Below are 20471 nucleotides of genomic sequence, written 5' to 3'. Positions count from 1 at the left end.
GCTCAGATCGTGTGCTTGAACTACTGCATTCCGTTGAGCGCCCGGTACGACCCGATCACCTGGCTGTCGTCCTCGGCCCCCGCCCCACGGCCCGATGCCGCGAGGAAGAGCTGATGCGCGAGGGCGGCCAGCGGCAGGGCCGCCTTCTCGCTGCGCCCGGCCTCCAGCACGATGCCGAGATCCTTGACGAAGATGTCGACCGCGCTGGTGACCCGCGGGGTCTCCTCCAGCATCCGGGGCCCGCGGTCGCGCAGCATCCAGCTCGACGCGGACGAGCCCGAGACGATCTCCAGCGCCGTCGCGCCGTCGATGCCGACCTTGGCCGCCAGCGACAGGGCTTCCGCCGCCGCCGCGAGGTTGACCCCGCAGAGGAGCTGGTTGACCGCCTTCATGGTGGCGCCCTGGCCGGGCTCTGGCCCGACATGGAACACCTTGTCGCCCATCGCCTCGAGCAGCGGCCGCACCTGCGCGATCACGGCGGCGGGGGCCGCCGCCATGATGGTCAGCGTCCCGGCCTCGGCGCCGACGACCCCTCCGGAGACGGGAGCGTCGACGAAGGCCCGGCCGGTCGCGGTCACGCGCTTGGCGAGAGCCGCCACCGAAGCCGGCGGGCAGGTCGCCATCAGCACCACGGCAGCGTCGGCGGAGAGACGCTCCAGGGCGCCCTCGCCGAACAGCACCGCCTCCGCCTGGTCGGCATTGACCACCATCAGCACCAGCGTCCCGGCGCCGTCGGCCATCTCGGCGATCGTCGCGGCGGGAGTCCCGCCGGACTGCGCGAAGGCGCTCCGCCCCTCGGCCCGCACGTCGAAGCCGCGCACGGGAAAGCCGTGCCGCACGAGGTTGCGGGCCATCGGCAGGCCCATCGAGCCCAAGCCCACGAAGGCGACGGGATGCGCGGTGCCTACAGCCATTCGCGGATGCTCCGCACCATGGCGCTGGTCGAGATGCCGTAACGGTCGTGGAGGGTCGGCAGGGCGCCGGCATCCAGGAACTCGTCCGGCAGGCCGACCTGGCGGAAGGCCTTCGGCACCGTGCCGGAGCGCATCAGCAGCCCCGCCACCGCCTCGCCCAGGCCGCCGACGACCGTGTGGTTCTCGGCCACCACCACCAGGCGTCCGCCCTTGCCGGCCTCGCGCAGGATGGTCTGCGTGTCGAGCGGCTTGATCGTGGGCACGTGCAGCACCGAGACGTCGATCCTGTCGTCTTTCAGCGCATCCGCGGCCTCGAGCGCCCGCATGGTCATCAGGCCTGTCGAAATGATCAGGACGTCGTTGCCGTCGCGGATCGTCTTGGCCTTGCCGAGCTCGAATTTGTAGCCGTACTCGTCGAGCACCAGGGGCACGTTGCCGCGCAGGAGCCGCATGTAGACCGGCCCCTTGTGATCGGCGATGGCCGGCACGGCCTGCGCGATCTCGTGCGCGTCGCAGGGGTCGAGGATCGTCATGTTGGGCAGGCCGCGGAAGATCGCGATGTCTTCCGTCGCCTGGTGGCTCGGGCCGTAGCCGGTGGTCAGGCCCGGCAGCGCGCAGACGATCTTGACGTCGAGGTTCTCCTCCGCGATCGCCATGCAGATGAAGTCGTAGGCGCGCCGCGCCGCGAACACCGCGTAGGTGGTGGCGAAGGGCTGGAAGCCCTCGCGGGCCATGCCGGCGGCGGCGCTGATCAGCAGCTGCTCGGCCATGCCCATCTGGTAGAAGCGCTCGGGGTGCTTCTGGGCGAAGATGTGCAGGTCGGTGTACTTGCCGAGATCGGCGGTGAGCCCGACGATCTCCGGCCGCTCCTCGGCGAGCTTGGCGAGCGCATGGCCGAACGGGGCCGGGGCGGTGCGCTGGTCGGGTCCGGCGAGCGAGGCGATCATCGCCGAGGTGGTCAGGCGCTCGCCCGTATTGGCCTCGGAGAGCCAGGCCGGGCGCGTGTACTTCGAGCGTTTCATGCGGGCCTCCCGGCATCCAGGATCTTGATCGCGTCCTGCCATTCCTGCGGCTCCACCCGCAGGAAGTGGTTGCGCTCGCGCGCCTCCAGGAACGGGATGCCCTTCGCCATCTTGGTGTCGCAGATGATGATGCGGGGCTTCTGTTCGGCGCAGGCCTTGGCCGCGTCGAAGGCCTGGACCAGGGCGTCGATGTCGTTGCCGTCGACCCGCTGGACGTGCCAGCCGAAGGATTCGAAGCGCGACGCCGCCGGCTCGAAGCCGGTGACCTGCGAGGCCGGGCCGTCGGCCTGCTGGTTGTTGACGTCGACGATGGCGATCAGGTTGTCGAGCTTCCAGTGGCTCGCCGACCAGGCGCCTTCCCAGATCGAGCCCTCGCCGAGCTCGCCGTCGGAGATCAGGCAGTAGACGAACGAATCCGACTTCTTGCGCTTCAAGCCCAGGCAGAAGCCGACCGCGAGCGCCAGGCCCTGGCCGAGGGAGCCGCCGGTGATCTCCATGCCGGGGGTGTAGGCGGCCATGCCGGACATCGGCAGGCGGCTGTCGTCGGCGCCGTAGCTCGTCAGCTCGTCCTCGGGCAGGATCCCGGCCTCGAGGAGCGCGGCATAGAGCGCGATGGCGTAGTGGCCGATCGAGAGCAGGAAGCGGTCGCGCCCCTCCCATTCCGGATCGTCCGGCCGGTAGCGCATGGCGTGGAAGTACGACACCGCCAGCACGTCGGCGATGCCCAGCGCCTGGGCGATGTAGCCCTGGCCCTGCACTTCGCCCATCAGCAGGGCGTTGCGGCGGATGCGGTAGGCGCGCTCGGCCAGCGACGGGCCGTTCCGCCCGGGTTCTGTGGCAGGCATGATGGTCGTCCTCAGTGGATCAGCATGCCGCCGTTCACGTCGATGACGGCGCCGGTGATGTAGGAGGAGAGGTCGGAGGCCAGGAACAGGCAGGCATTGGCGACGTCGTCGGCGACGCCGAGGCGGCCGAGCGGGATGCCCTTGGCGATCTCGACCTTCAGCTCGTCGGTGAGCTTGCCGCCGGTGATGTCGGTCTGGATCAGGCCGGGGGTGATGCTGTTGACCCGCACCGTGTCCGGGCCGAGCTCGCGGGCCATCGCCTTGCCGAGGCCCAGCACGCCGCCCTTGGCGGCGCTGTAATGCGGGCCGCCGAAGATGCCGCCGCCGCGCTGCGCCGAGACCGACGACATGCAGACGATCGAGCCGGATTGCTGCTTGCGCATCTGCGGCACCACCGCCTGGCTCATGTAGAGCGTGCCGCGCAGGTTGACGTCGAGCACCGCGTCGTAATTGCCGGGCTCGATCTCCATGAACTTCAGCGGCTGGGTGATGCCGGCATTGTTGATCAGCACGTCGATGCGCCCGAAGCGCGACACCACCTCGTCGGCGGCGGCCTGGCAGGCGGCCTTGTCGGTGACGTTGCAGGCAAGACCCAGGTGGCCCTCGCCGAGCGAGCGGGCGGCCTCTTCGGCCTGGCCGGCATCGAGATCGAGGATCACCACCTTGGCGCCGTGGCTGGCGAAGAGCTGCGCGGTGGCGCGGCCGATGCCCCGCAGCGAAGCGGCGCCGGTGATCAGGCACACCTTGTCGGTCAGCAGCATGTCGTCCTCCCAGGCTCGTTCGTGCACGAGGGAGTGACATCGGCGGCGAGGGTCTCACCCCCGCTTCGCCGCCCGTCCTCGACGGTGCCTCCCTCGTCTCGTTGCCGGCAGAGTGCCCGGCGAGAGGAGGTGGGGCAAACGCGGAAATTGCAGGTGGAGGTGAATGAGATTCACCTGAAGGGGCAGCGCGGCGGCGTACCCGTCTTTCTCCCATCCGCAACCTCATCCTGAGGTGTCAGTCCATCGGAGATGGACTGACACCTCAGGATGAGGGCTCCAGAGGTCGCGGCGGTACCTGGAGCCCTCCTTCGAGGTTAGTCGATCTTCGATCGACTAACACCTCAGGATGAGGTGGGGATTTGGATTTCTCATCCTCCAATTTATTATTCAAAATATCAATCTGCTCAGACGGTTTTTTTAAGATAAATCTGCGGATGAGATAGTAATTTCCTTCAATTCACGTCAGATCCTCCGGCAGCACGATATTCATCTCCTGCGCCAGCCAGCGGGCGAAGACCCGCAACGGCGCGCGCCGTCGCGTGGTCGCCGGATAGACGAGGTGGTGGCCGACATACGTGATGTCCTGTGCGATGCCCCGCAACGGCGCGACGAGGCGCCCGCTGGCGATCTCGCGCTCGGCGAGCAGGGTCGATTCGAGCGCCACGCCGAGCCCGTCGGCGGCGGCCGCGATGGCGAGGAAGCTGCGGTCGAAGCGCACGCCGAGCGGGCGGGGCGCCGGCAACCCGTTGCGGGCGAACCAGAGCGGCCAGCGCACCTGCTTGTTGTCGCTCTGGATCAGAACCTGGTCCAGGAGGTCGTCCGGCGTGCGGATGCGGGCGGCCCGATCGGGGTCGCAGAGCGGCATCACCGTCTCGGTGCAGAGCGGCACCGTCACCAGCCCCTCGCCCCGGGGCGGGCCGTAGACGAGGTCGGCGTCGAACTCGTCGCCGACGAAACGGGCATAGTCCATGCCGGCGGCGAGCCGCACCTCGAAACCGGGATTGGCGGCGAGGAAGCGGGCGAGGCGCGGCGTCAGCCATTGCGCCGCGAGGCTCGGCGCACAGTGCAGGCGCAGGAGCTGAGGGCCTCGCGCCGCCACGAGGTCGAGCCCGCGATGCAATTCGTCGAAGGCGCGGCCGACATGCTCCAGCAGTGCCTCGCCGGCGGCGGTCGGCACCACGCCCTGGCCCTGGCGCTCGAACAGGGTGACACCGAGCGACGCCTCCATCTTGCGGATGGCGTGGCTGACGGCGCTCGCGGTCAGGTTCAGCTCCGCCGCCGCATCCTTGAAGGAGCGGCGGCGCGCCGCGGCCTCGAAGGAGCGGACGGCGGAGAGGGGGACGCGCAGGGACATGGCGCTACGATGCGGCGTCGACCCGCGCATTGGCAACCGTCGCGCTCACTCCTCCCGGTCGGGCAGGGTGATCCGGAACCGCGCGCCGGTGTGGGTCTCGTCGAGGCTCAGGCTTCCCCCGTTGAGCCGCACCAGCTCGGCCGCGATCGCAAGTCCCAGCCCCGTGCCGCCGGAGCGGCTGGCGCCCTGGAACGCCTCGAACAGATGGGCCCGGGCCCGCTCCGGCAGGCCGGGGCCGTTGTCGGTGACGAGGATCGTGACGGCGGTGCCCCGGCGCTCGGCCTCGATCGTCACGCGCGGTACCCCCTCGCTGGCCCCCGCGAGGCCGATCGCCTGGACGGCGTTGCGAACGAGGTTCACCAGCACCCGCGACAGTTGGTCGGGATCGGCATCGACGCTCAGATCGTCGGGCGTGCGGTCCTCGATGGTGACGGCGGCGCCCGGTGCCATCCCGGCGAGGTCGAGGGCGTCGCGAAGAATCGGCCGCAGCGGCATCGTCCGGCGCTCGGGCGGCCGCTCGGCGGCGCGACCGTAGGCGAGCGTCGCTTCGCAGTAGCGGATCGCCCGGCCGAGCGTCCCGACGAGGCGGGGCGCGACGCGCTGCACCCCCGGATCGGCGACGTGCTCCAGCCGGTCGACGAGAAGCTGCGCGGTGGTGAGGAGATTTCTCAGCTCGTGGTTGATCTTGCTCACCGAGAGGCCGAGATCGGCCAGGCGCCGCTTCTGGCGCAGCTCGTCCGACAGGATGGTCTCCATCCGGGCGAGCGCCGTCTCGGCGGCGCCGATCTCGTCGCTGCGCCAGGACGGAGCGATCCGCCGCGACAGATCCTCGGGATCCTCCGCGAAGGTCGCGATGTTGCGAGCCAGCCGCCGCACCGGCCGGACGATCGAGAGCTGCAGCACCAGGAAGACGAGGCCGGCGGTGATGCCGGAGATCGCCAGCGAAGCCAGCAGGATCCGCCCCGAGAACGCGATCATCGCCCGGCGCAACGGGGCGGGATCGAGGACCAGCTCGACGAAATCGACCCCCTCCATGCCGTGGCCGACCACCCGCAGCGGCAGGGGGTTCGCCTGGGTCAGGGTGCGCCAGGCGCCGCCGATGCTGTCGATCCAGCCGGAATCGCGCAGGTCGACGGTCTCGCCGACCTCGGGCGGCATCGGGGTGAGGTTGAGGAGGCGGCGCGCCCCGCCGGCCTTGAGGGCGATGGCTCGGGCGCCGACGCCCATCAGGAGGCGCTTGGCAAGGTCGTCCGAGACCCGTTGCTGGGGCGCGGCGTCGAGCACCAGGGCGGCGACCTGCGCGGCGGCGACCCGGTCGGAGAGCCAGGAGCGCCGGTAGCTCGCGACGCTGGGGACGTAGATCAGCACCTCGGCGATGAGGACGAAGACCACCGTGAGCAGCAGCAGGCGACCGGACAGCCCGACCCGGCCGGCGAGACGCCGGAGGCCACCCTGGCTCGCCGCGTCATCGGCCCAATGCACGGTCTCGACGTCCTCGCTCGTCCGATGGGTCCCGATACCCCGGCCAACGGGACACTAACACGCCCGCGCCGACCTCGGCCCCCCCTCACGCATGGGGAGCGACAGGAAGCTATCCCCGGATCGAAAAAAATCCAGACGCCAGCCAAAGGATTGCGCGTGATCGTGTCGGGGGTGAGGTTCAGCCGGGATTGCCGCGCCAGCGTCGCCAGGCGACCGGCAGCAGCGCCAGGGCGCCGAGGCCGAGCAGGGTGGCGACGAGCTGCGGCGTGACGATGGCCCGCAGCGACAGGGCGGCGTCGCAGGCGATGCCGCCGGCAACGAGGCAGGCCTCCTTCGCCGCCTGGTGGGCCGCCACGACGTTCTCCACTCCGGCACCGGCCGAGGCGTAGATGAAGGCGCCGGGGCTGATGCCGATGAGGGTGGCGAGCGCGAAGGTCCGCAGGCGCACGCCGAAGATCGCGGGCGCCAGGTTGGTCATCCAGAACGGGAAGACCGGCAGGAGCCGCAACACCATCACGTACGAGAAGGCGTCGCGGCGAAAGCCCTCCGCGAGGCGCCCCAGCCGCGAGCCGGCGCGACGCAGCAGCACCTCGCCCGCCGCGGTGCGGCCGATGGAGAACACCACGACGGCGCCGGTGGTGGCGGCCGAGATCGACACCAACGCGCCGGCGACCGGCCCGAACAGGAAGCCGCACAGGGTCGTCATCACCACCGAAACCGGCAGCGACACGATCACGGTGGCGACATAGGCGAGATACGCGCAGGCATAGGCGCGCCAGAATCCCTCCGCGACCCAGGCCTTGGCATAGGCCCGGGAGGCGAGGAGCTGGTCGAGGCTGAACCAGCGGGTGATGCCTCCGACCAGCAGGCCCAGCGACAGGGCCACCAGGGCGACGAGCGGCAGCACCCGCAGCCATCCGCGCCAGGCCGGGGCCGCCACGGCTTCCGGGCCTGCCTCCGAGGGGAGGGCGTCCTCGCCGGACGGGGGCTCGTCAGGCCGGATCGGCGCGCTCACCCGGGCTTCTGCATGCGCAGGATCTTGAAGAACCCGCCCGGGAAGGTCGGGCGCACGCCGAGGAAGGTCACGCCGCGGCTCTTGGCCCAGGCCTCGATCCGGGCGGCCTTGAAGGCCGAGCTCCAGCCGATCTTCTCGCAGAGCGGCGCGACGATTTCCTCGACCTTGGCGACGGTGCCGCGGTCCTGGCCGAAATGGTTGGCGAGCACGATCATGCCGCCGGGCTTCGTCACCCGCAGGAACTCGTCCAGCGCCCCTTCCGGGTCGGGCACCAGGGTGATGAGGAACTGCGCCACCACCGCGTCGAAGCTCGCGTCAGTATAGCCGAGGCGGCAGACATCCATGACCTGGAGGCCCTTGACGTGGGAAAGCCCGCGCCGCGCCACCTTGCGGTTGGCTCGGCGGAGCATGTCCTCGGACAGGTCGACGCCGTAGACCTCGGCATCCTTCGGGTAGTAGCCGAGCGACAGGCCGGTGCCGACGCCGGCCTCCAGGATCCGCCGCCCGCCGACCAATGCCGCCTCGACCGCGTCCCGCGCCGCCGGCTCGGTGAGCTTGTCGTAGACCACGTCGTAGACCGGCGCCCAGCGCGCATAGGCCTTGCGCATCAAGGCGGTGGTGGGCCCCGCCTCCCGCGGCTCGCTCAGCATGTCCGTCATCTCTCCGAGTTCGATCGCCGCGCGAGCGTCGATGCGCGCGTGTGTGGTACGGTTTCCGCGGGAAATCTTCGAAAAAATCGCATCGGCAGGGGCGAGGGCCGGGGTCGGATCAGGCCGCCGCCAGGCTGTCCGCCGCGACCCGCCGGATGGTGCCGCCGCCGAGAACCCGTGCCCGGGGCCCGTCATCGGCATAGATGACGCAGGCCTGGCCCGGCGACACCCCGTCCTCGGGGGTCGCCAGCGTGATCTCGGCCGATGCCGTGTCCGGGTTCCAGGCGAGGAGGGCGGGGCGGGGCTCGCGGGTCGAGCGCACCCGCACCGCCACGGGCAGGTCGCGGGAGGCCGCGAGCGGAGCGTCGCCGAGCCAGTTCGGATCCGCGAGCCGGATGACCGAGGTGGCGAGCGCCTCGCGGGGGCCGACCACGACCCGGGCCTCGCCGGGCTCCAGGCGCACGACGTAGAGCGGTTCGCCCGCCGCCACGTTGAGGCCGCGGCGCTGGCCGACCGTGAAGCCGATGATGCCGTCGTGACGGCCGAGCCGCCGCCCGTCGAGATGGACGATCTCGCCCGGGCGCACCGCGTCGGGCCGCAGCCGCGCGATCACGTCCTGGTAGCGCCCCTGCGGCACGAAGCAGATGTCCTGGCTGTCGGGCTTGTCGGCGACCGAGAGGCCGAATTCCTTGGCCAGCGCCCGGGTCTCGTCCTTCGGCCGCTCGCCGAGGGGGAAGCGCAGGAGGTCGAGCTGCTCGGCGGTCGTCGCGTACAGGAAGTAGCTCTGGTCCCGGGCCGGATCGAGGGCACGGTGGAGGGCGCGGCCGCCATGCGCCAGCGCCCGGCTCGCGACGTAGTGGCCGGTCGCCAGCACGTCGGCGCCGAGGTCCTGGGCGGTGGTGAGCAGGTCGCGGAACTTGATCGAGCGGTTGCACTCGACGCAGGGAATCGGCGTCTCGCCCTGGAGATAGCTGTCGGCGAAGCGGTCGATCACCGCTTCGCGAAAGCGGTCCTCGTAGTCGAGGACGTAATGCGGGATGCCGATGGTCTCGGCGGCGCGGCGGGCATCGTGGATGTCCTGGCCGGCGCAGCAGGCGCCGCGGCGATGCGTGGCCGCGCCGTGGTCGTAGAGCTGCAGCGTGATTCCGACCACGTCGTAGCCCTCGCGCTTCAGGAGCGCGGCGACGACCGAGGAATCGACGCCCCCGGACATCGCCACCACGACGCGGGTGTCTTCCGGGGCCTTGTGCAGATCGAGCGAGTTCATGACCGTGCGAGGGGGTGTCTCGGGGCGGCTCCGGCAAGCGGATCCCGGTGCCGCTGGCGGAGTCTATAGCGATCCGACCGCCGTTCTGCCAGGGCGGGAGGGAGTGCGGCCTACAGGGAAGTTCTTGCCGGGCTCCCGGCAGATTCCGACCGGGCGGCCATCGAGGGCGGAGGGGTCGGAGATTTTTATCGCTTTTCATCAATAGCTTACGTTGTCCGTTGGACTGGCAGGCGGCTTGCTCTGCCGGGACCCAGGAGGTCGGCGATGCAGATCAGCGGAGCGGGTGAGGGGGGACGGATGGCGGGGCGCGAGCCGACCCGGCCGGCGAAGGCCGTCGCGTACGAGCCCTTCCGTCCGGATGATCGGGAGACCGCCCGGATCGCCCGCACGCCTGCGCGGCAGGCCGATACGTCGGCACGACCCAGCTCGGACACGACGCGGTCCGGCCCGAAGCCCACCGAGACCAGATCGGCCGAAGCGAGAGGCGAGACGAGGCGGGCCGACGCTGCCTCGGAGGCTCGGTCCCGCCAGGAACGGGCCGAGGATGCGATCGACCGGGACCGGGCCGCCAAGGACAAGATCACGAAGGACAAGGCCACGCGGGAGGTGACGGACGACCGCGTGAGGAAGGACGTCGCCGCGAAATCCTCGGCCGCGACCGGCGCGAAGCCCTCCGCCGCGGCGCCCGATGCGGCGCAGGCCGAGGCGGTTCGCGCGGCTGCCGGCGACGATGACGAGACCGCGGAGGCGTCTCCGGCCGACGGGACGGAGGAGGATTCCGCCGACGCTCCCGGCGCCGGTCCCACGCCGAGCCCGGCGGCCTCGGCCGCACCCGTTCCCGCGGCCACGGCACCTGCGACCGGCACCGCCTCGGCGACCGGAACGGCATCGGCCGATCCGGGTGCCGCCATCGAGGCGGCGACGCCCGCCGATCCGCGGATCGCCGCGCTTCTCTCCGAGGCCGCGAAGGTGGACGGTAAGGACCGGCCGAAGCAGGGTGGTCCCCTGCCGGTGCCCGACGGCCTCGCGGCGCCCGACCCGTCGGCGCCTGCGTCGCAGGCGAAGGGCGCCGACGCCGCGGCGCCGGCCGCCGCCGAGACCCGCCCGGCGGTCTCGGTCCAGGCTCCCTTGAGCGCCGTGCCGATCACCATCGGGATGCGGGCGCTCGCAGGCAGCAACCGCTTCGAGATCCGGCTCGATCCCTACGAGCTCGGCCGGATCGACGTCAGCCTCGACATCGCCCGCGAGCACGGGACCGTGAAGGCGCATCTCACGGTGGAGCGGCCCGAGACCCTGGCGCTGCTCCAGCGCGATGCCGGCAGCCTGCAGCAGGCGCTCACGCAAGCGGGGCTCGATCCCGGCACGGCGGGCCTCACCTTCTCCTTGCGCGACGGCGGCGGCCAGAACCCGCAGCGCGACCAGGCCGGCCGGCCGCAAGGCCCCGACCGCGCGGCGGCTCCGGCGGAGGAGGCGCAGGCCGCGGCGCCGTTGCGCAACCTCGGCCAGCGCCTCGGCCTCGACCTCAGAATCTAGCGGCGACGCCAGAAGCGACCGACGACCCATGACGACCACACTCGCGAGGTCCCGATGACCGCCGGCATCAGCAGCTTGACCAGTCTCTCCAACCCGACCGGTGCCAAGGCCTCGAGCGACGCCAGCACGATCGCCGGGAACTTCAACCAGTTCCTGACCCTGCTGACGACGCAGCTCCAGAACCAGAACCCGCTCGACCCTCTCGACACCAACCAGTTCACCCAGCAGCTGGTGCAGTTCGCCTCGGTCGAGCAGCAGCTCAAGACCAACGACCAGCTCGGTAGCCTGATCACCGCCAGCAAGGCCTCGGCGGCGGCGACCGCCTCCGGGCTGATCGGCAAGACCGTGACGGCGGACGGCGCCACCTCGTCGCTCGCGGACGGGTCCGCGACCTGGACGCTCACCCCGGCGCGCGCCGCCGCCAAGGCGGTGATGACCATCACGGACCCCAAGGGCAACGTGGTCGCCACCCAGACCAAGGCGCTGCCCGCCGGCAGCCAGAGCTTCACCTGGGACGGGCGCGCCTCCACCGGGCAGCTCGCCGCGGACGGGAAGTACACCCTGAAGGTGCAGGCCCTCGACGCCACCGGCTCGAGCGTCACCGTCGACACCAAGATCACCGGGGCGATCACCAGCGTGGACGTCTCCGGTGCCGAACCGGTCCTGACCATCGGCGACCGCACCGTGGCCCTCAGCAGCGTCGAGGCGATCGGTGGAACCGGCGGCAACTGATTCGGTGGATTGCTGTGGATTACGAATCACATGCGAGGGAAATGATTCAACCAATCTTAAGCGCGGGTGCCTAGCTTCGGTCTCGACAGGTCAGTCGAGTGTAGAGCGTATCATGACCGAACCGCATCGCCCGAGGGTGAAGTACGTCATCGGGCCAGACGGAAGTCCGCTGACGATCGCGGATCTTCCCCCGACCGATACCCGCCGATGGGTGATCCGGCGCAAGGCCGAGGTGGTGGCCGCCGTCCGTGGCGGGCTGCTGAGCCTCGAAGAGGCGTGCCAGCGTTACACGCTGACCACCGAGGAATTCCTGAGCTGGCAGTATTCGATCGAGCAGCACGGGCTCGCAGGCCTGCGCACGACCCGGATCCAGCATTACCGTCAGTGAGGGTGCTGTCCGTGCCCCGGGACGGGCACGGCGGGATCATCCGAGGACGGCAGGATCGCCTCGCGTCTGCTTGTCCCGCCGGTTGGCGGAGGAGAGAAGCCGTGGCGATCCCGTCCTCGGACACTCGCCCGGGCTGACCCGCGATGCCGAGAGCCGGGCCTCCGCCTCCCCCCGGAGCGGCGGCGTCCCGGCTCCGTGCGCATTCAATTGTGCGCCGTTAACCAAGTCATAACCACGACTCGGCAAATTTTGCCCTGGGGCCGCGGTGGCTCCGGTTGGCGGGTGCATGGTCGTGAAGCCGGTCCTCGATCTGGTGGCGAAGCTGGGGCCCGCGCGGCTCGCCGCGATGGGGGCGGTGACCCTCGCGCTCATCGGTTTCTTCGCTTTCGTCATCCTGCGGGTCTCGCGGCCCGAGATGGGTGTGCTCTATACCGACCTGTCGGTGCAGGATGCCGGCGCGGTCCTGCGCGACCTCGACGCCAAGGGCATCCGCTACGAGACCAAGGGCGATGCCGGCCAGACCGTGCTGGCGCCCCGCGGCGAACTCGCCCGCCTGCGGATGGACCTCGCCGCCAAGGGCCTGCCGAGCGCCGGCGGCGTCGGCTACGAGATCTTCGACAAGGGCGATGCCTTCTCGTCGACGAGCTTCGTCCAGAACGTCAACCACCTGCGCGCCCTCGAAGGCGAGCTCGCCCGCTCGATCCGGGCGATCGGCCAGGTGCAGGCGGCCCGCGTCCACCTGGTCCTGCCCGAGAAGCGGCTGTTTTCCCGCGACCGCGAGACGCCGAGCGCCGCGATCGTGGTGAAGCTGTCCGGCGACCTCGATCCGGGCCAGGTCCGGGCGGTGCGCCACCTCGTCGCCTCGGCGGTGGAGGGCCTGAAGCCCGACCGCATCTCGATCGTCGACGAGCGCGGGCGGCTGCTCGCCGACGGCGCCCGCGGGGCGGAGGCGCAGAACGGACTCGGCCTCGACGAGCGCCAGACCACCATGGAACGGCGGCTGCGCTCCCAGGTCGAGGAGATCGTCGCCGGCATCGTCGGGGCGGGCCGGGCCCGGGTCCAGGTCACCGCCGAACTCGATCCCAACCGGGTCGAGAGCCGGTCGGAGACCTTCGATCCCGAGAGCCGGGTGGTGCGCTCGACCCAGACCCGCAGCGAGAATTCGCAGTCGCAGAGCAGCGAGAACGGCGTCACCGTCGGCAACGAGTTGCCCGGCGCAACCCAAGCCCAGCAGAACCAGGGCCCGCGCGAGGCCTCGAACAAGAACGAGGAGACCACCAATTACGAGATCTCCCGGGTCACCCGCACCGAGGTGAACGAGGGCGGCCGGATCCGGCGCCTGTCGGTTGCGGTGCTGATCGACGGCACCTACGCCGCCGGCCCGGACGGCAAGCCGGCCTATGCGCCGCGGCCGGCGCCGGAACTGGAGCGCATCACCGCCCTGGTGCGTACCGCGGTGGGCTACGACAAGGCCCGCGGCGACCAGGTCGAGGTGGTGAACCTGCGCTTCGCCGACACCCCGGCGGTGCCTGAGTTCCAGGAGCAGGGCCTGCTGGCCTCGCTCCTCCAGCCGACCAAGGAGGACGTGCTGCGCATCGCCGAGATGTCGGTGCTCTTCCTCCTCGGCCTCGTGGTGCTGATGACGGTGGTCCGGCCGCTGGTGCAGAAGGTCGTCGCCTCCGACGATCCGGCGCAGGCCCCGATCTCGATCCTCGCCGCCGATCATCCCGGCCTGGTGATGGCGGTGGAGGGCGCGCTGGCAGGCGCGGCCCCGGCCGAACTGGCGCTGCCCGAGAGCCAGGCCCGCCGCGTCGTCGAGTTCGCCAAGATCAACGGCAAGATCCAGGCCGAGACGATCGAGCGGGTCGTCGACATCGTGAAGTCGAACCCGACCGAGACCGTCGAGGTGCTGCGCACCTGGATCAACGACCGCTGACGCTGTTGGATCAACGACCGCTGACGCTGTTGGATCGACGACCGCCGACGCTGCCGGATCGACGACCCCCGCCGCCGCGGCCCCCGCGCGACCCCGTGAACACCCGTCCCGCCTGAGAGACGCCGACGCCATGGCCATGACTTCGATGCCGGTCTCCCGCTCCACCTCCGGGGGACTGACCTTCGCCGAGATGCCCGGAACCCAGCGGGCCGCCGCCCTGCTGCTCCTGCTCGGCGAGGAGGAGGGCGCCCCGATCTGGCGCATGCTGGAGGAGGACGAGATCAAGAAGGTCTCGCACGCCATGGTCCAGCTCGGCTCGCTCGAGGCGGAGGCGGTCGAGGCCCTGATCATCGACTTCGTGTCGCGGCTCTCGGCCAGCGGCGGCATCACCTCGAGCTTCGAGCGCACCGAGTCGCTGCTGCTCAAGATCTTCCCGCCCGAGCAGGTCGCGGTGATCATGGCGGAGGTGAAGGGCGCCTCGACCCGCCGGGTCTGGGCCAGCCTGACCCAGATCGATCCCGAGATCCTGGCCTCCTTCCTGCGCAACGAATACCCGCAGACCGTCGCGGTGATCCTGTCGCGGGTGCGCTCGGACTACGCCGCCAAGGTCCTGACCATCCTGCCGGAGGACTTCGCCATCGACGTCCTCAACCGGATGCTCCGGATGGAGACGGTGCAGAAGGAGGCGCTGCGCCACATCGAGGAGATCCTGCGGGTCGAGTTCGTCTCGACCATCGCCCAGACCACCCGGCGCGACGCCCACGAATTGCTCGCCGACGTGTTCAACGCCTTCGACCGGCAGACCGAGATCCGGTTCCTCACCGCCCTCGACCAGTCGAACCGCGGCTCGGCGAAGAAGATCCGCCAGCTGATGTTCACCTTCGACGACCTGATGAAGCTCGATGCCGGCAGCGTCCAGACCCTGATGCGCAGCGTCGACCGCGACGTGCTGGCCCGCGCGCTCAAGGGCGCGTCGGACCCGGTCCGGAACTTCTTCTTCGCCAACATGTCGAGCCGTTCGTCGAAGAACATGCAGAACGACATCGAGTCGCTCGGTCCGATCCGCCTCAAGGAGGTCGACGAGGCCCAGTCGAAGATGACCGACCTCGCCAAGGAACTGGCCGAGAAGGGCGAGATCATGATCGCCAAGAACAGCGCCGAGGAAGAGCTGGTCTACTGATGCCTGCCCGCACGACGACCGAGCCAGCCCCGAGGGACAAAGCCTGATGGCGCAGATCCGGCGCTTCCTGTTCGATACCGATTTCCGCGGGCCCCCCGCCAAGCCCCCTCGGGACGAGGCTCCGGATGCCGAGGCGCTGGCGGAGGCGCGGCTCCGGGCCGAGGAAGCGGCGCGGGAGGCCGCCCGGGAAGCGGCCGAGGCCGAGGCCTATGCCCGCGGCCTGCAGGAGGGACGCGCCCAGGCCGAGGCGCAGGTGCAGGCGCGCCTCGCCGACGCCCTCAACCGGGTCGCCGCTTCGGCCGCCGGCATGATCGCGGCGGCGGACGACCGCGACGCCGCGCTCGAGGCCCAGGCCCTCGACTTCGCCGTGGCGCTCGGGCGCAAGATCGCCGGGGCCGCCCTCGACAGCCATCCGGTGGCGGCGATCGCGGAAGCGGCGGGCCGCGCGCTCCAGCACCTGCGCGGCGTGCCGCATCTGGCGATCCGGGTGCATGACGCCCTCGTCGACGAGACCGAACGGCAGGTGGCCCGGCTCGCTCGCGAGCGCGGCTACGAGGGCCGCCTGATCGTCATGGGCGATCCCGGCATGGCGCCGGGCGACGCCCGCATCGAATGGGCCGATGGCGGCGTGGTGCGCGAGCGCGCGGCCATCGAGGCCGCCCTGATCGCCGCCCTGCCCAAAGCCTGACGCCCCGTTCCCACTCCATTTTCTCCCACGAGGTACGCCAATGTCCTCCGACAACGATCTCGGCCTGCCGCAGCTCAGCGAAGCGGATCTCGCCTTCGACGCCGCGGCGTCCGGCGCGATGCGCGACGCCCCGATGGCCGCCAAGTCGGCCGCCGACCTCGAACAGGTCTTCGACGTGCCGGTGATGGTCTCGGCGGTGCTCGGCTCGTCGCGGATGCCGATCGGCGACCTCCTGCGGCTGGGCCCCGGCACGGTGCTCGAGCTCGACCGCAAGGTCGGCGAGGCGATCGACATCTTCGTCAACAACCGCCTCGTCGCCCGCGGCGAGGTGGTGCTGGTCGAGGAGCGACTCGGCGTGACGATGACCGAGATCGTCAAGGCCGACGGCTGACATCCGAATCCGCCACCCCGACCCGCCCAACGGAGTGCCCGCCATGCGGCTCTTGATCATCGGACGCCTCAGCGGCGAACTCGTCACCGCCTCCCGGATCGCCATGAGCCGCGGCGCGGCCGTGACCCAGGCCGACGGCATCGAGCAGGGGCTCAACGCGCTCAGGGCCAAGGGCGCCGACCTCGTGATGGTCGACGTGGCGCTGGCGATCCGGACCCTGGTGACGGCGCTCTCCGACGAGCGCATCCGCACCCCGGTGGTGGCCTGCGGCACCGGGACCGACGCCAAGGCGGCGGTGGCGGCGATCCAGGCGGGAGCCAAGGAATACATCCCGCTGCCGCCCGATCCGGAACTGATCGCCGCGGTGCTGGAGGCGGTGACGGCGGATGCCCGCTCGTTCGTGTGGCGCGATCCGGCGATGGAGCGGGTGGTCAAGCTCGCCGAGCAGGTGGCGCGCTCCGACGCCTCGGTGCTGATCACCGGCGAGAGCGGCACCGGCAAGGAGGTGCTGGCGCGCTACCTCCACACCCGCTCCAACCGGGTGCAGAAGCCCTTCGTCAGCGTGAACTGCGCGGCGATCCCCGACGCGCTGCTCGAATCCGAGCTGTTCGGCCACGAGAAGGGCGCCTTCACCGGCGCGGTGGCCCGGCGCATCGGCCGGTTCGAGGAGGCCCATGGCGGCACGCTGCTCCTCGACGAAATTTCCGAGATGGATGTCCGGCTCCAGGCCAAGCTTCTGCGGGCGCTCCAGGAGCGGGTGATCGACCGGGTCGGCGGCACGCAGCCGGTGAAGGTCGACATCCGGGTGCTCGCCACCTCGAACCGCAACCTCGCCGAGGAGGCGCGAAAAGGTACGTTCCGCGAGGACCTGCTCTACCGCCTCAACGTGGTGAACCTGCGCCTGCCGCCGCTCCGCGACCGCCCGTCGGACATCCTCGAACTCGCCGGCCACTTCGCCCGCAAATACGCCGAGGCCAACGGCGTCCCGACCCGGCCGCTCTCGGCCGAGGCGCGCCGCCTCGTGATGCAGAGCCCCTGGCCCGGCAACGTCCGCGAACTGGAGAACACCCTGCACCGGGCGGTGCTGCTGGCGAGTGGCCCTGAGATCGACGCCGACGCGATCCGCTCGCCGGAGGGCGACGCGCTCGCGGTCGCCGGCCCCGCCGCCCGCGCGGTCCAGGCCGCCGAGGCGGCGACGCGGGGCTTCGTCGGCCGCTCGCTGGCCGAGGTCGAGCGCGACCTGATCCTCGACACCCTCGACCACTGCCTCGGCAACCGCACCCACGCTGCCAAGATTCTCGGAATTTCGATCCGCACCCTGCGCAACAAGCTCAACGAATACACCGATGCCGGGATTCCGGTGGCCGAGCCCGGCCACACCCGGGCGCTGGCGGCCTATGGCTGAAGACTTGGCGCGATGCGGACGGTTCGGCGTGACGAGACAGGTTTGCCGTGAGGAGTTGGTGTAACGTCAAGCTCCTCCGAGGCGGTTGCCGGTCAGGCGGCGGCGACGTGTGACGGGGAAGCCCCGATTCGACGCAAACCGCCCTGTCGATGCGTCGTCCTTGTCCATCGCGCGAGAGCCGTCCACCTGACTGTCGTTCCATGGTCCGATCGCTCGGCCGTCCAATAATCTTTCGGTCCGAAAGGCGAAAAAGCGTTCATTTTAAGTGTGCCTTAGCGGAGTGCATCCAACCTTGCCGGCAGAGCGGGCCTCGAGCGGGACGGCGGGTGCGATGCGGATGTCGGTCAAGGGCGGGCGCCTGGCGCGGCTGTCGATCAAGGCGCGGATCTTCGCGGGCTTCGGCGTGGTGCTGGCCACCACCGTCGGCGTCGCGGTGTCCGGCTACCTGCTGGTGACGCAGGTGAGCTCGGACTTCGCCGATTACCAGCAGAACCGCGCCAAGGCCGAGCATGTCCGCTCCGTCGACATGGCGATGTTGCAGGCGCGCTTCGAGCTCAGCCGCTGGCTCCAGCGCTTCGACCCGGCGGTTCTCAAGGCCGCCCGCGACCTCCTCGACAAATCCGTCGGCCTGATCGAACGCGGTCCTGCGGTCGGGCTGTCGGGCGACGAGCTTGCGACGAGCGCCGTGATCGCCAAGGCCCTGCGGACCTACGGCGACGAATACGCCATCCTGGCCCGGATCAAGGGCGAGGAGACCGCCCTCCTGAGCCAGGAGATCGACCAGGCCGGCGAGCAGATCGCCGCGGTCCTGTCGCAGAAACGCACCCGCGCCTTCGAGTCCGGCGATATCGACCAGGCCCGCATGCTGAACGGTGCCGTCGAGGCGTTCCAGTCCGCCCGCGACCAGACGGTGCAGCTGAAGGTGACGGGGGACCCCAAATTCATCGCGGCGGCAGGCCAGTCCGCGGCGGCGAGCCAGGCCAAGGTGCAGGCGAATTCCGACCTCGCGGCGAAGCTGACCGCCTGGCGCGGGGCGCTCGATCGCGCCTCGGCTCTCTCGGCCGAGTGGGGACGGCATCTGAAGCTGTCCCGGGCGGCCCGCGACGAATCGATGAAGGCCTCCGAATCCTTGCTGGCGGTAGTGGCCCGCGACGGGCTGGACGCCGAGCGGGACTTCGCCCGCGGCGTCAAGGAGGGGACGACCGCCTTTCTCGCCAAGGCGGCCGGCATCGTGCTCCTCGGGATCGTGATCTCGCTGCTGCTCGCCCGCTCGATCACCGCGCCGCTCCAGCGCCTTTCGGGCGCCATGGCGGCCCTCGGCGGCGGCGCCCGGTCGATCGACGTGCCGGATACCGGCCGGGCCGACGAGATCGGCGCGATGGCCCGCACCGTGGCCTTGTTCCGCGACGGCCTGGTCGATTCCGAGCACCGCGACGCGATCCAGCGCCGGGATACCGACGCCAAGATGGCGCGGGCGCGCCACCTGGAGGCCCTGACCCGGGGCTTCGAGGGCAAGGTCTCGGCGCTGATCGCGACCCTGACCGCGGCGGCGGGCCAGATGGAGGGGGCGGCGCACAACCTCTCGACCTCGGCCGCCGAATCCTCGAGCCTGTCGGCGGGGGTCGCGGAGGCGGCGAGCCAGACCTCGGCCAATGTCGGCGGCGTCGCGAGCGCCACGGACGAGCTCTCCGCCAGCATCGAGGAGATCGTGCGCCAGGTCGCCCATTCCTCGGTCATCGCCGGCCGGGCCGATGCGGAGGCCGCCCGCACCGAGGCGACGATCCGGGCGCTCGCCGCCGGCGCGCAGCAGATCGGCGACGTGGTCCAGCTCATCACCAGCATCGCCGGGCGCACCAACCTGCTCGCGCTCAACGCCACGATCGAGGCGGCGCGGGCCGGCGAGGCGGGACGGGGCTTCGCGGTGGTGGCCGCCGAGGTCAAGGATCTCGCCACCCGCACGGCGCGGGCGACCGACGAGATCGCCGGCCAGATCGGCGGCATCCAGGCCCAGACCGTCGAGGCGGTGCGGGCGATCGAGGCGATCGGCGGCACGATCCGCGACATGAACGCCATCGCCACCGGCGTCGCGACGGCGATGGAGCGCCAGAGCGCCGCCACCGGCGAGATCGCCCGCAACGTCCAGCACGCCGCCCACAGCACGCAAGTCGTTTCCGGCCACATCGACGCGGTGCAGCAGGGCGCCGACCGCACCGGCGGCACCGCGGATCAGGTGCTGCACGCCGCCCGGGACCTGGCGCGTCAGGCCGCGATCCTGGAGCGCGAGATCGGCGGGTTCGTGACGGAGATCAAGGCGGCGTGATGCTGGCGCCGGTGTCGTTTGTGCTGGCGTCTCACGGTCGAGTGCATTCCCCTCCCCACAAGGGGGAGGGGAGGCGCGCTACCTTTAAAGGGGACATCATTCAGGCCGAGATGTGTGTAAATGCGATAGCCCGTGTTGGGAGAGGGAATCCCGCGCTCGATTGGATGAGGGTTCTTCAATCGGACACTTTTCGGCGGAGAGACAGGCGCCGCCGATCCTCGAACGACCCTACGCCTGCAACCTCGGAATCGCATCCGCGAACCGGGCGATCGGCAGGAAGAGGCTGAAGCGGCGCTCCTTGTCCTCGACGTGGATGATCGCCTCCTTCCACTCGGGCTCGCGGCAAGCGCGGCGTTTCAGCAGCACCGCGATATGAGCCGAACAGGTGATGATCTCGTGCGGCTCCTCAAGCTCGACGCCGCGCGTGTCCCGGATGAGACGGCTGCCGACCTGGAAGTGAAAGTAGTAGCAGGACATGCCGCTCTCTCCTGGGGTGGCTGTCCTGCCCGATTACGACTCCTCCTCTCCGGCCGCCTTAACCCGAGTCAAGGGTTTTGGGCGTTTTCCGATTTCCTCGTCTCCGGCCGC

Annotated in this window: 19 protein-coding genes; 9 read left to right on the top strand and 10 right to left on the bottom strand. The window is 70.5% G+C overall.

Annotated elements, in window-relative coordinates; translation table 11 throughout:
* Window positions 1-20 precede the first annotated feature (20 nt).
* The 9 genes from HBB12_RS21870 to mnmA all read right to left on the bottom strand — a co-directional run bounded on the left by HBB12_RS21870 (window position 21) and on the right by mnmA (window position 9310).
* Window positions 21-914: an NAD(P)-dependent oxidoreductase gene (locus HBB12_RS21870; protein ID WP_236991282.1), complete on the bottom strand. Its 894-nt coding sequence runs from the start codon at window positions 912-914 to the stop codon at window positions 21-23.
* Window positions 905-1936: a transketolase family protein gene (locus HBB12_RS21865; RefSeq protein WP_236991281.1), complete on the bottom strand. Its 1032-nt coding sequence runs from the start codon at window positions 1934-1936 to the stop codon at window positions 905-907. Before HBB12_RS21865 ends, HBB12_RS21870 begins: the two co-directional genes overlap by 10 nt.
* Window positions 1933-2781: a transketolase gene (locus HBB12_RS21860; protein WP_236991280.1), complete on the bottom strand. Its 849-nt coding sequence runs from the start codon at window positions 2779-2781 to the stop codon at window positions 1933-1935. Before HBB12_RS21860 ends, HBB12_RS21865 begins: the two co-directional genes overlap by 4 nt.
* Window positions 2782-2792: 11 nt before the next feature.
* Window positions 2793-3542 (bottom strand): SDR family NAD(P)-dependent oxidoreductase, encoded by a 750-nt coding sequence (locus tag HBB12_RS21855; RefSeq protein ID WP_236991279.1) that lies wholly within the window; start codon window positions 3540-3542, stop codon window positions 2793-2795.
* Window positions 3543-3999: 457 nt separating this feature from the next.
* Window positions 4000-4896, bottom strand: coding sequence for a LysR substrate-binding domain-containing protein (locus HBB12_RS21850; RefSeq protein ID WP_236991278.1), 897 nt, complete (start codon window positions 4894-4896; stop codon window positions 4000-4002).
* 45 nt (window positions 4897-4941) lie between these two features.
* Window positions 4942-6378 carry a sensor histidine kinase gene (locus HBB12_RS21845; RefSeq protein WP_236991277.1) on the bottom strand — a complete coding sequence of 479 codons (1437 nt, stop codon included), beginning with the start codon at window positions 6376-6378 and terminating at the stop codon, window positions 4942-4944.
* Between the two features lie 178 nt (window positions 6379-6556).
* A complete protein-coding gene (locus tag HBB12_RS21840) occupies window positions 6557-7393 on the bottom strand; it encodes a TVP38/TMEM64 family protein (protein ID WP_236991276.1) in 837 nt (278 codons plus the stop codon).
* Entirely contained in the window at window positions 7390-8043 is a 654-nt protein-coding gene (locus HBB12_RS21835) for a class I SAM-dependent methyltransferase (protein ID WP_236991275.1), read from the bottom strand. Before HBB12_RS21835 ends, HBB12_RS21840 begins: the two co-directional genes overlap by 4 nt.
* A gap of 118 nt (window positions 8044-8161) precedes the next feature.
* Window positions 8162-9310 carry a tRNA 2-thiouridine(34) synthase MnmA gene (gene mnmA / locus HBB12_RS21830; RefSeq protein WP_236991274.1) on the bottom strand — a complete coding sequence of 383 codons (1149 nt, stop codon included), beginning with the start codon at window positions 9308-9310 and terminating at the stop codon, window positions 8162-8164.
* 264 nt (window positions 9311-9574) lie between these two features.
* Here mnmA and HBB12_RS21825 point away from each other — a divergent pair, with 264 nt between their 5' ends.
* The 9 genes from HBB12_RS21825 (at window position 9575) to HBB12_RS21785 (ending at window position 19883) form a co-directional block, all read left to right on the top strand.
* Window positions 9575-10843, top strand: a complete 1269-nt coding sequence (locus HBB12_RS21825) for a flagellar hook-length control protein FliK (protein WP_236991273.1) — start codon at window positions 9575-9577, stop codon at window positions 10841-10843.
* A gap of 54 nt (window positions 10844-10897) precedes the next feature.
* Window positions 10898-11575, top strand: coding sequence for a flagellar hook assembly protein FlgD (locus HBB12_RS21820; protein ID WP_236991272.1), 678 nt, complete (start codon window positions 10898-10900; stop codon window positions 11573-11575).
* A 112-nt stretch (window positions 11576-11687) separates the two neighbouring features.
* Window positions 11688-11963, top strand: a complete 276-nt coding sequence (gene sciP, locus HBB12_RS21815) for a CtrA inhibitor SciP (protein WP_048443591.1) — start codon at window positions 11688-11690, stop codon at window positions 11961-11963.
* Between the two features lie 292 nt (window positions 11964-12255).
* Window positions 12256-13899: a flagellar basal-body MS-ring/collar protein FliF gene (gene fliF, locus HBB12_RS21810; RefSeq protein ID WP_236991271.1), complete on the top strand. Its 1644-nt coding sequence runs from the start codon at window positions 12256-12258 to the stop codon at window positions 13897-13899.
* 130 nt (window positions 13900-14029) lie between these two features.
* Entirely contained in the window at window positions 14030-15079 is a 1050-nt protein-coding gene (gene fliG, locus HBB12_RS21805; RefSeq protein WP_236991270.1) for a flagellar motor switch protein FliG, read from the top strand.
* Between the two features lie 46 nt (window positions 15080-15125).
* Entirely contained in the window at window positions 15126-15767 is a 642-nt protein-coding gene (locus HBB12_RS21800) for a FliH/SctL family protein (RefSeq protein ID WP_236991269.1), read from the top strand.
* Window positions 15768-15807: 40 nt separating this feature from the next.
* The gene (gene fliN / locus HBB12_RS21795) at window positions 15808-16158 is read left to right on the top strand and encodes a flagellar motor switch protein FliN (RefSeq protein ID WP_236991268.1); all 351 of its coding nucleotides are present in this window, start codon (window positions 15808-15810) and stop codon (window positions 16156-16158) included.
* Window positions 16159-16201: 43 nt separating this feature from the next.
* Window positions 16202-17563, top strand: a complete 1362-nt coding sequence (flbD, locus tag HBB12_RS21790) for a sigma-54-dependent transcriptional regulator FlbD (RefSeq protein ID WP_236991267.1) — start codon at window positions 16202-16204, stop codon at window positions 17561-17563.
* A gap of 331 nt (window positions 17564-17894) precedes the next feature.
* Window positions 17895-19883, top strand: a complete 1989-nt coding sequence (locus HBB12_RS21785) for a methyl-accepting chemotaxis protein (RefSeq protein ID WP_236991266.1) — start codon at window positions 17895-17897, stop codon at window positions 19881-19883.
* 228 nt (window positions 19884-20111) lie between these two features.
* Here the strand turns inward: HBB12_RS21785 and HBB12_RS21780 are convergent, their stop codons facing one another.
* Window positions 20112-20360: a DUF6894 family protein gene (locus tag HBB12_RS21780; protein WP_236991265.1), complete on the bottom strand. Its 249-nt coding sequence runs from the start codon at window positions 20358-20360 to the stop codon at window positions 20112-20114.
* Window positions 20361-20471 lie beyond the last annotated feature (111 nt).

Origin of the sequence: Methylobacterium sp. SyP6R, from assembly GCF_019216885.1 — a bacterium.
Classification (GTDB): domain Bacteria; phylum Pseudomonadota; class Alphaproteobacteria; order Rhizobiales; family Beijerinckiaceae; genus Methylobacterium.
This window is presented reverse-complemented; position numbering and strand designations above follow the sequence as displayed.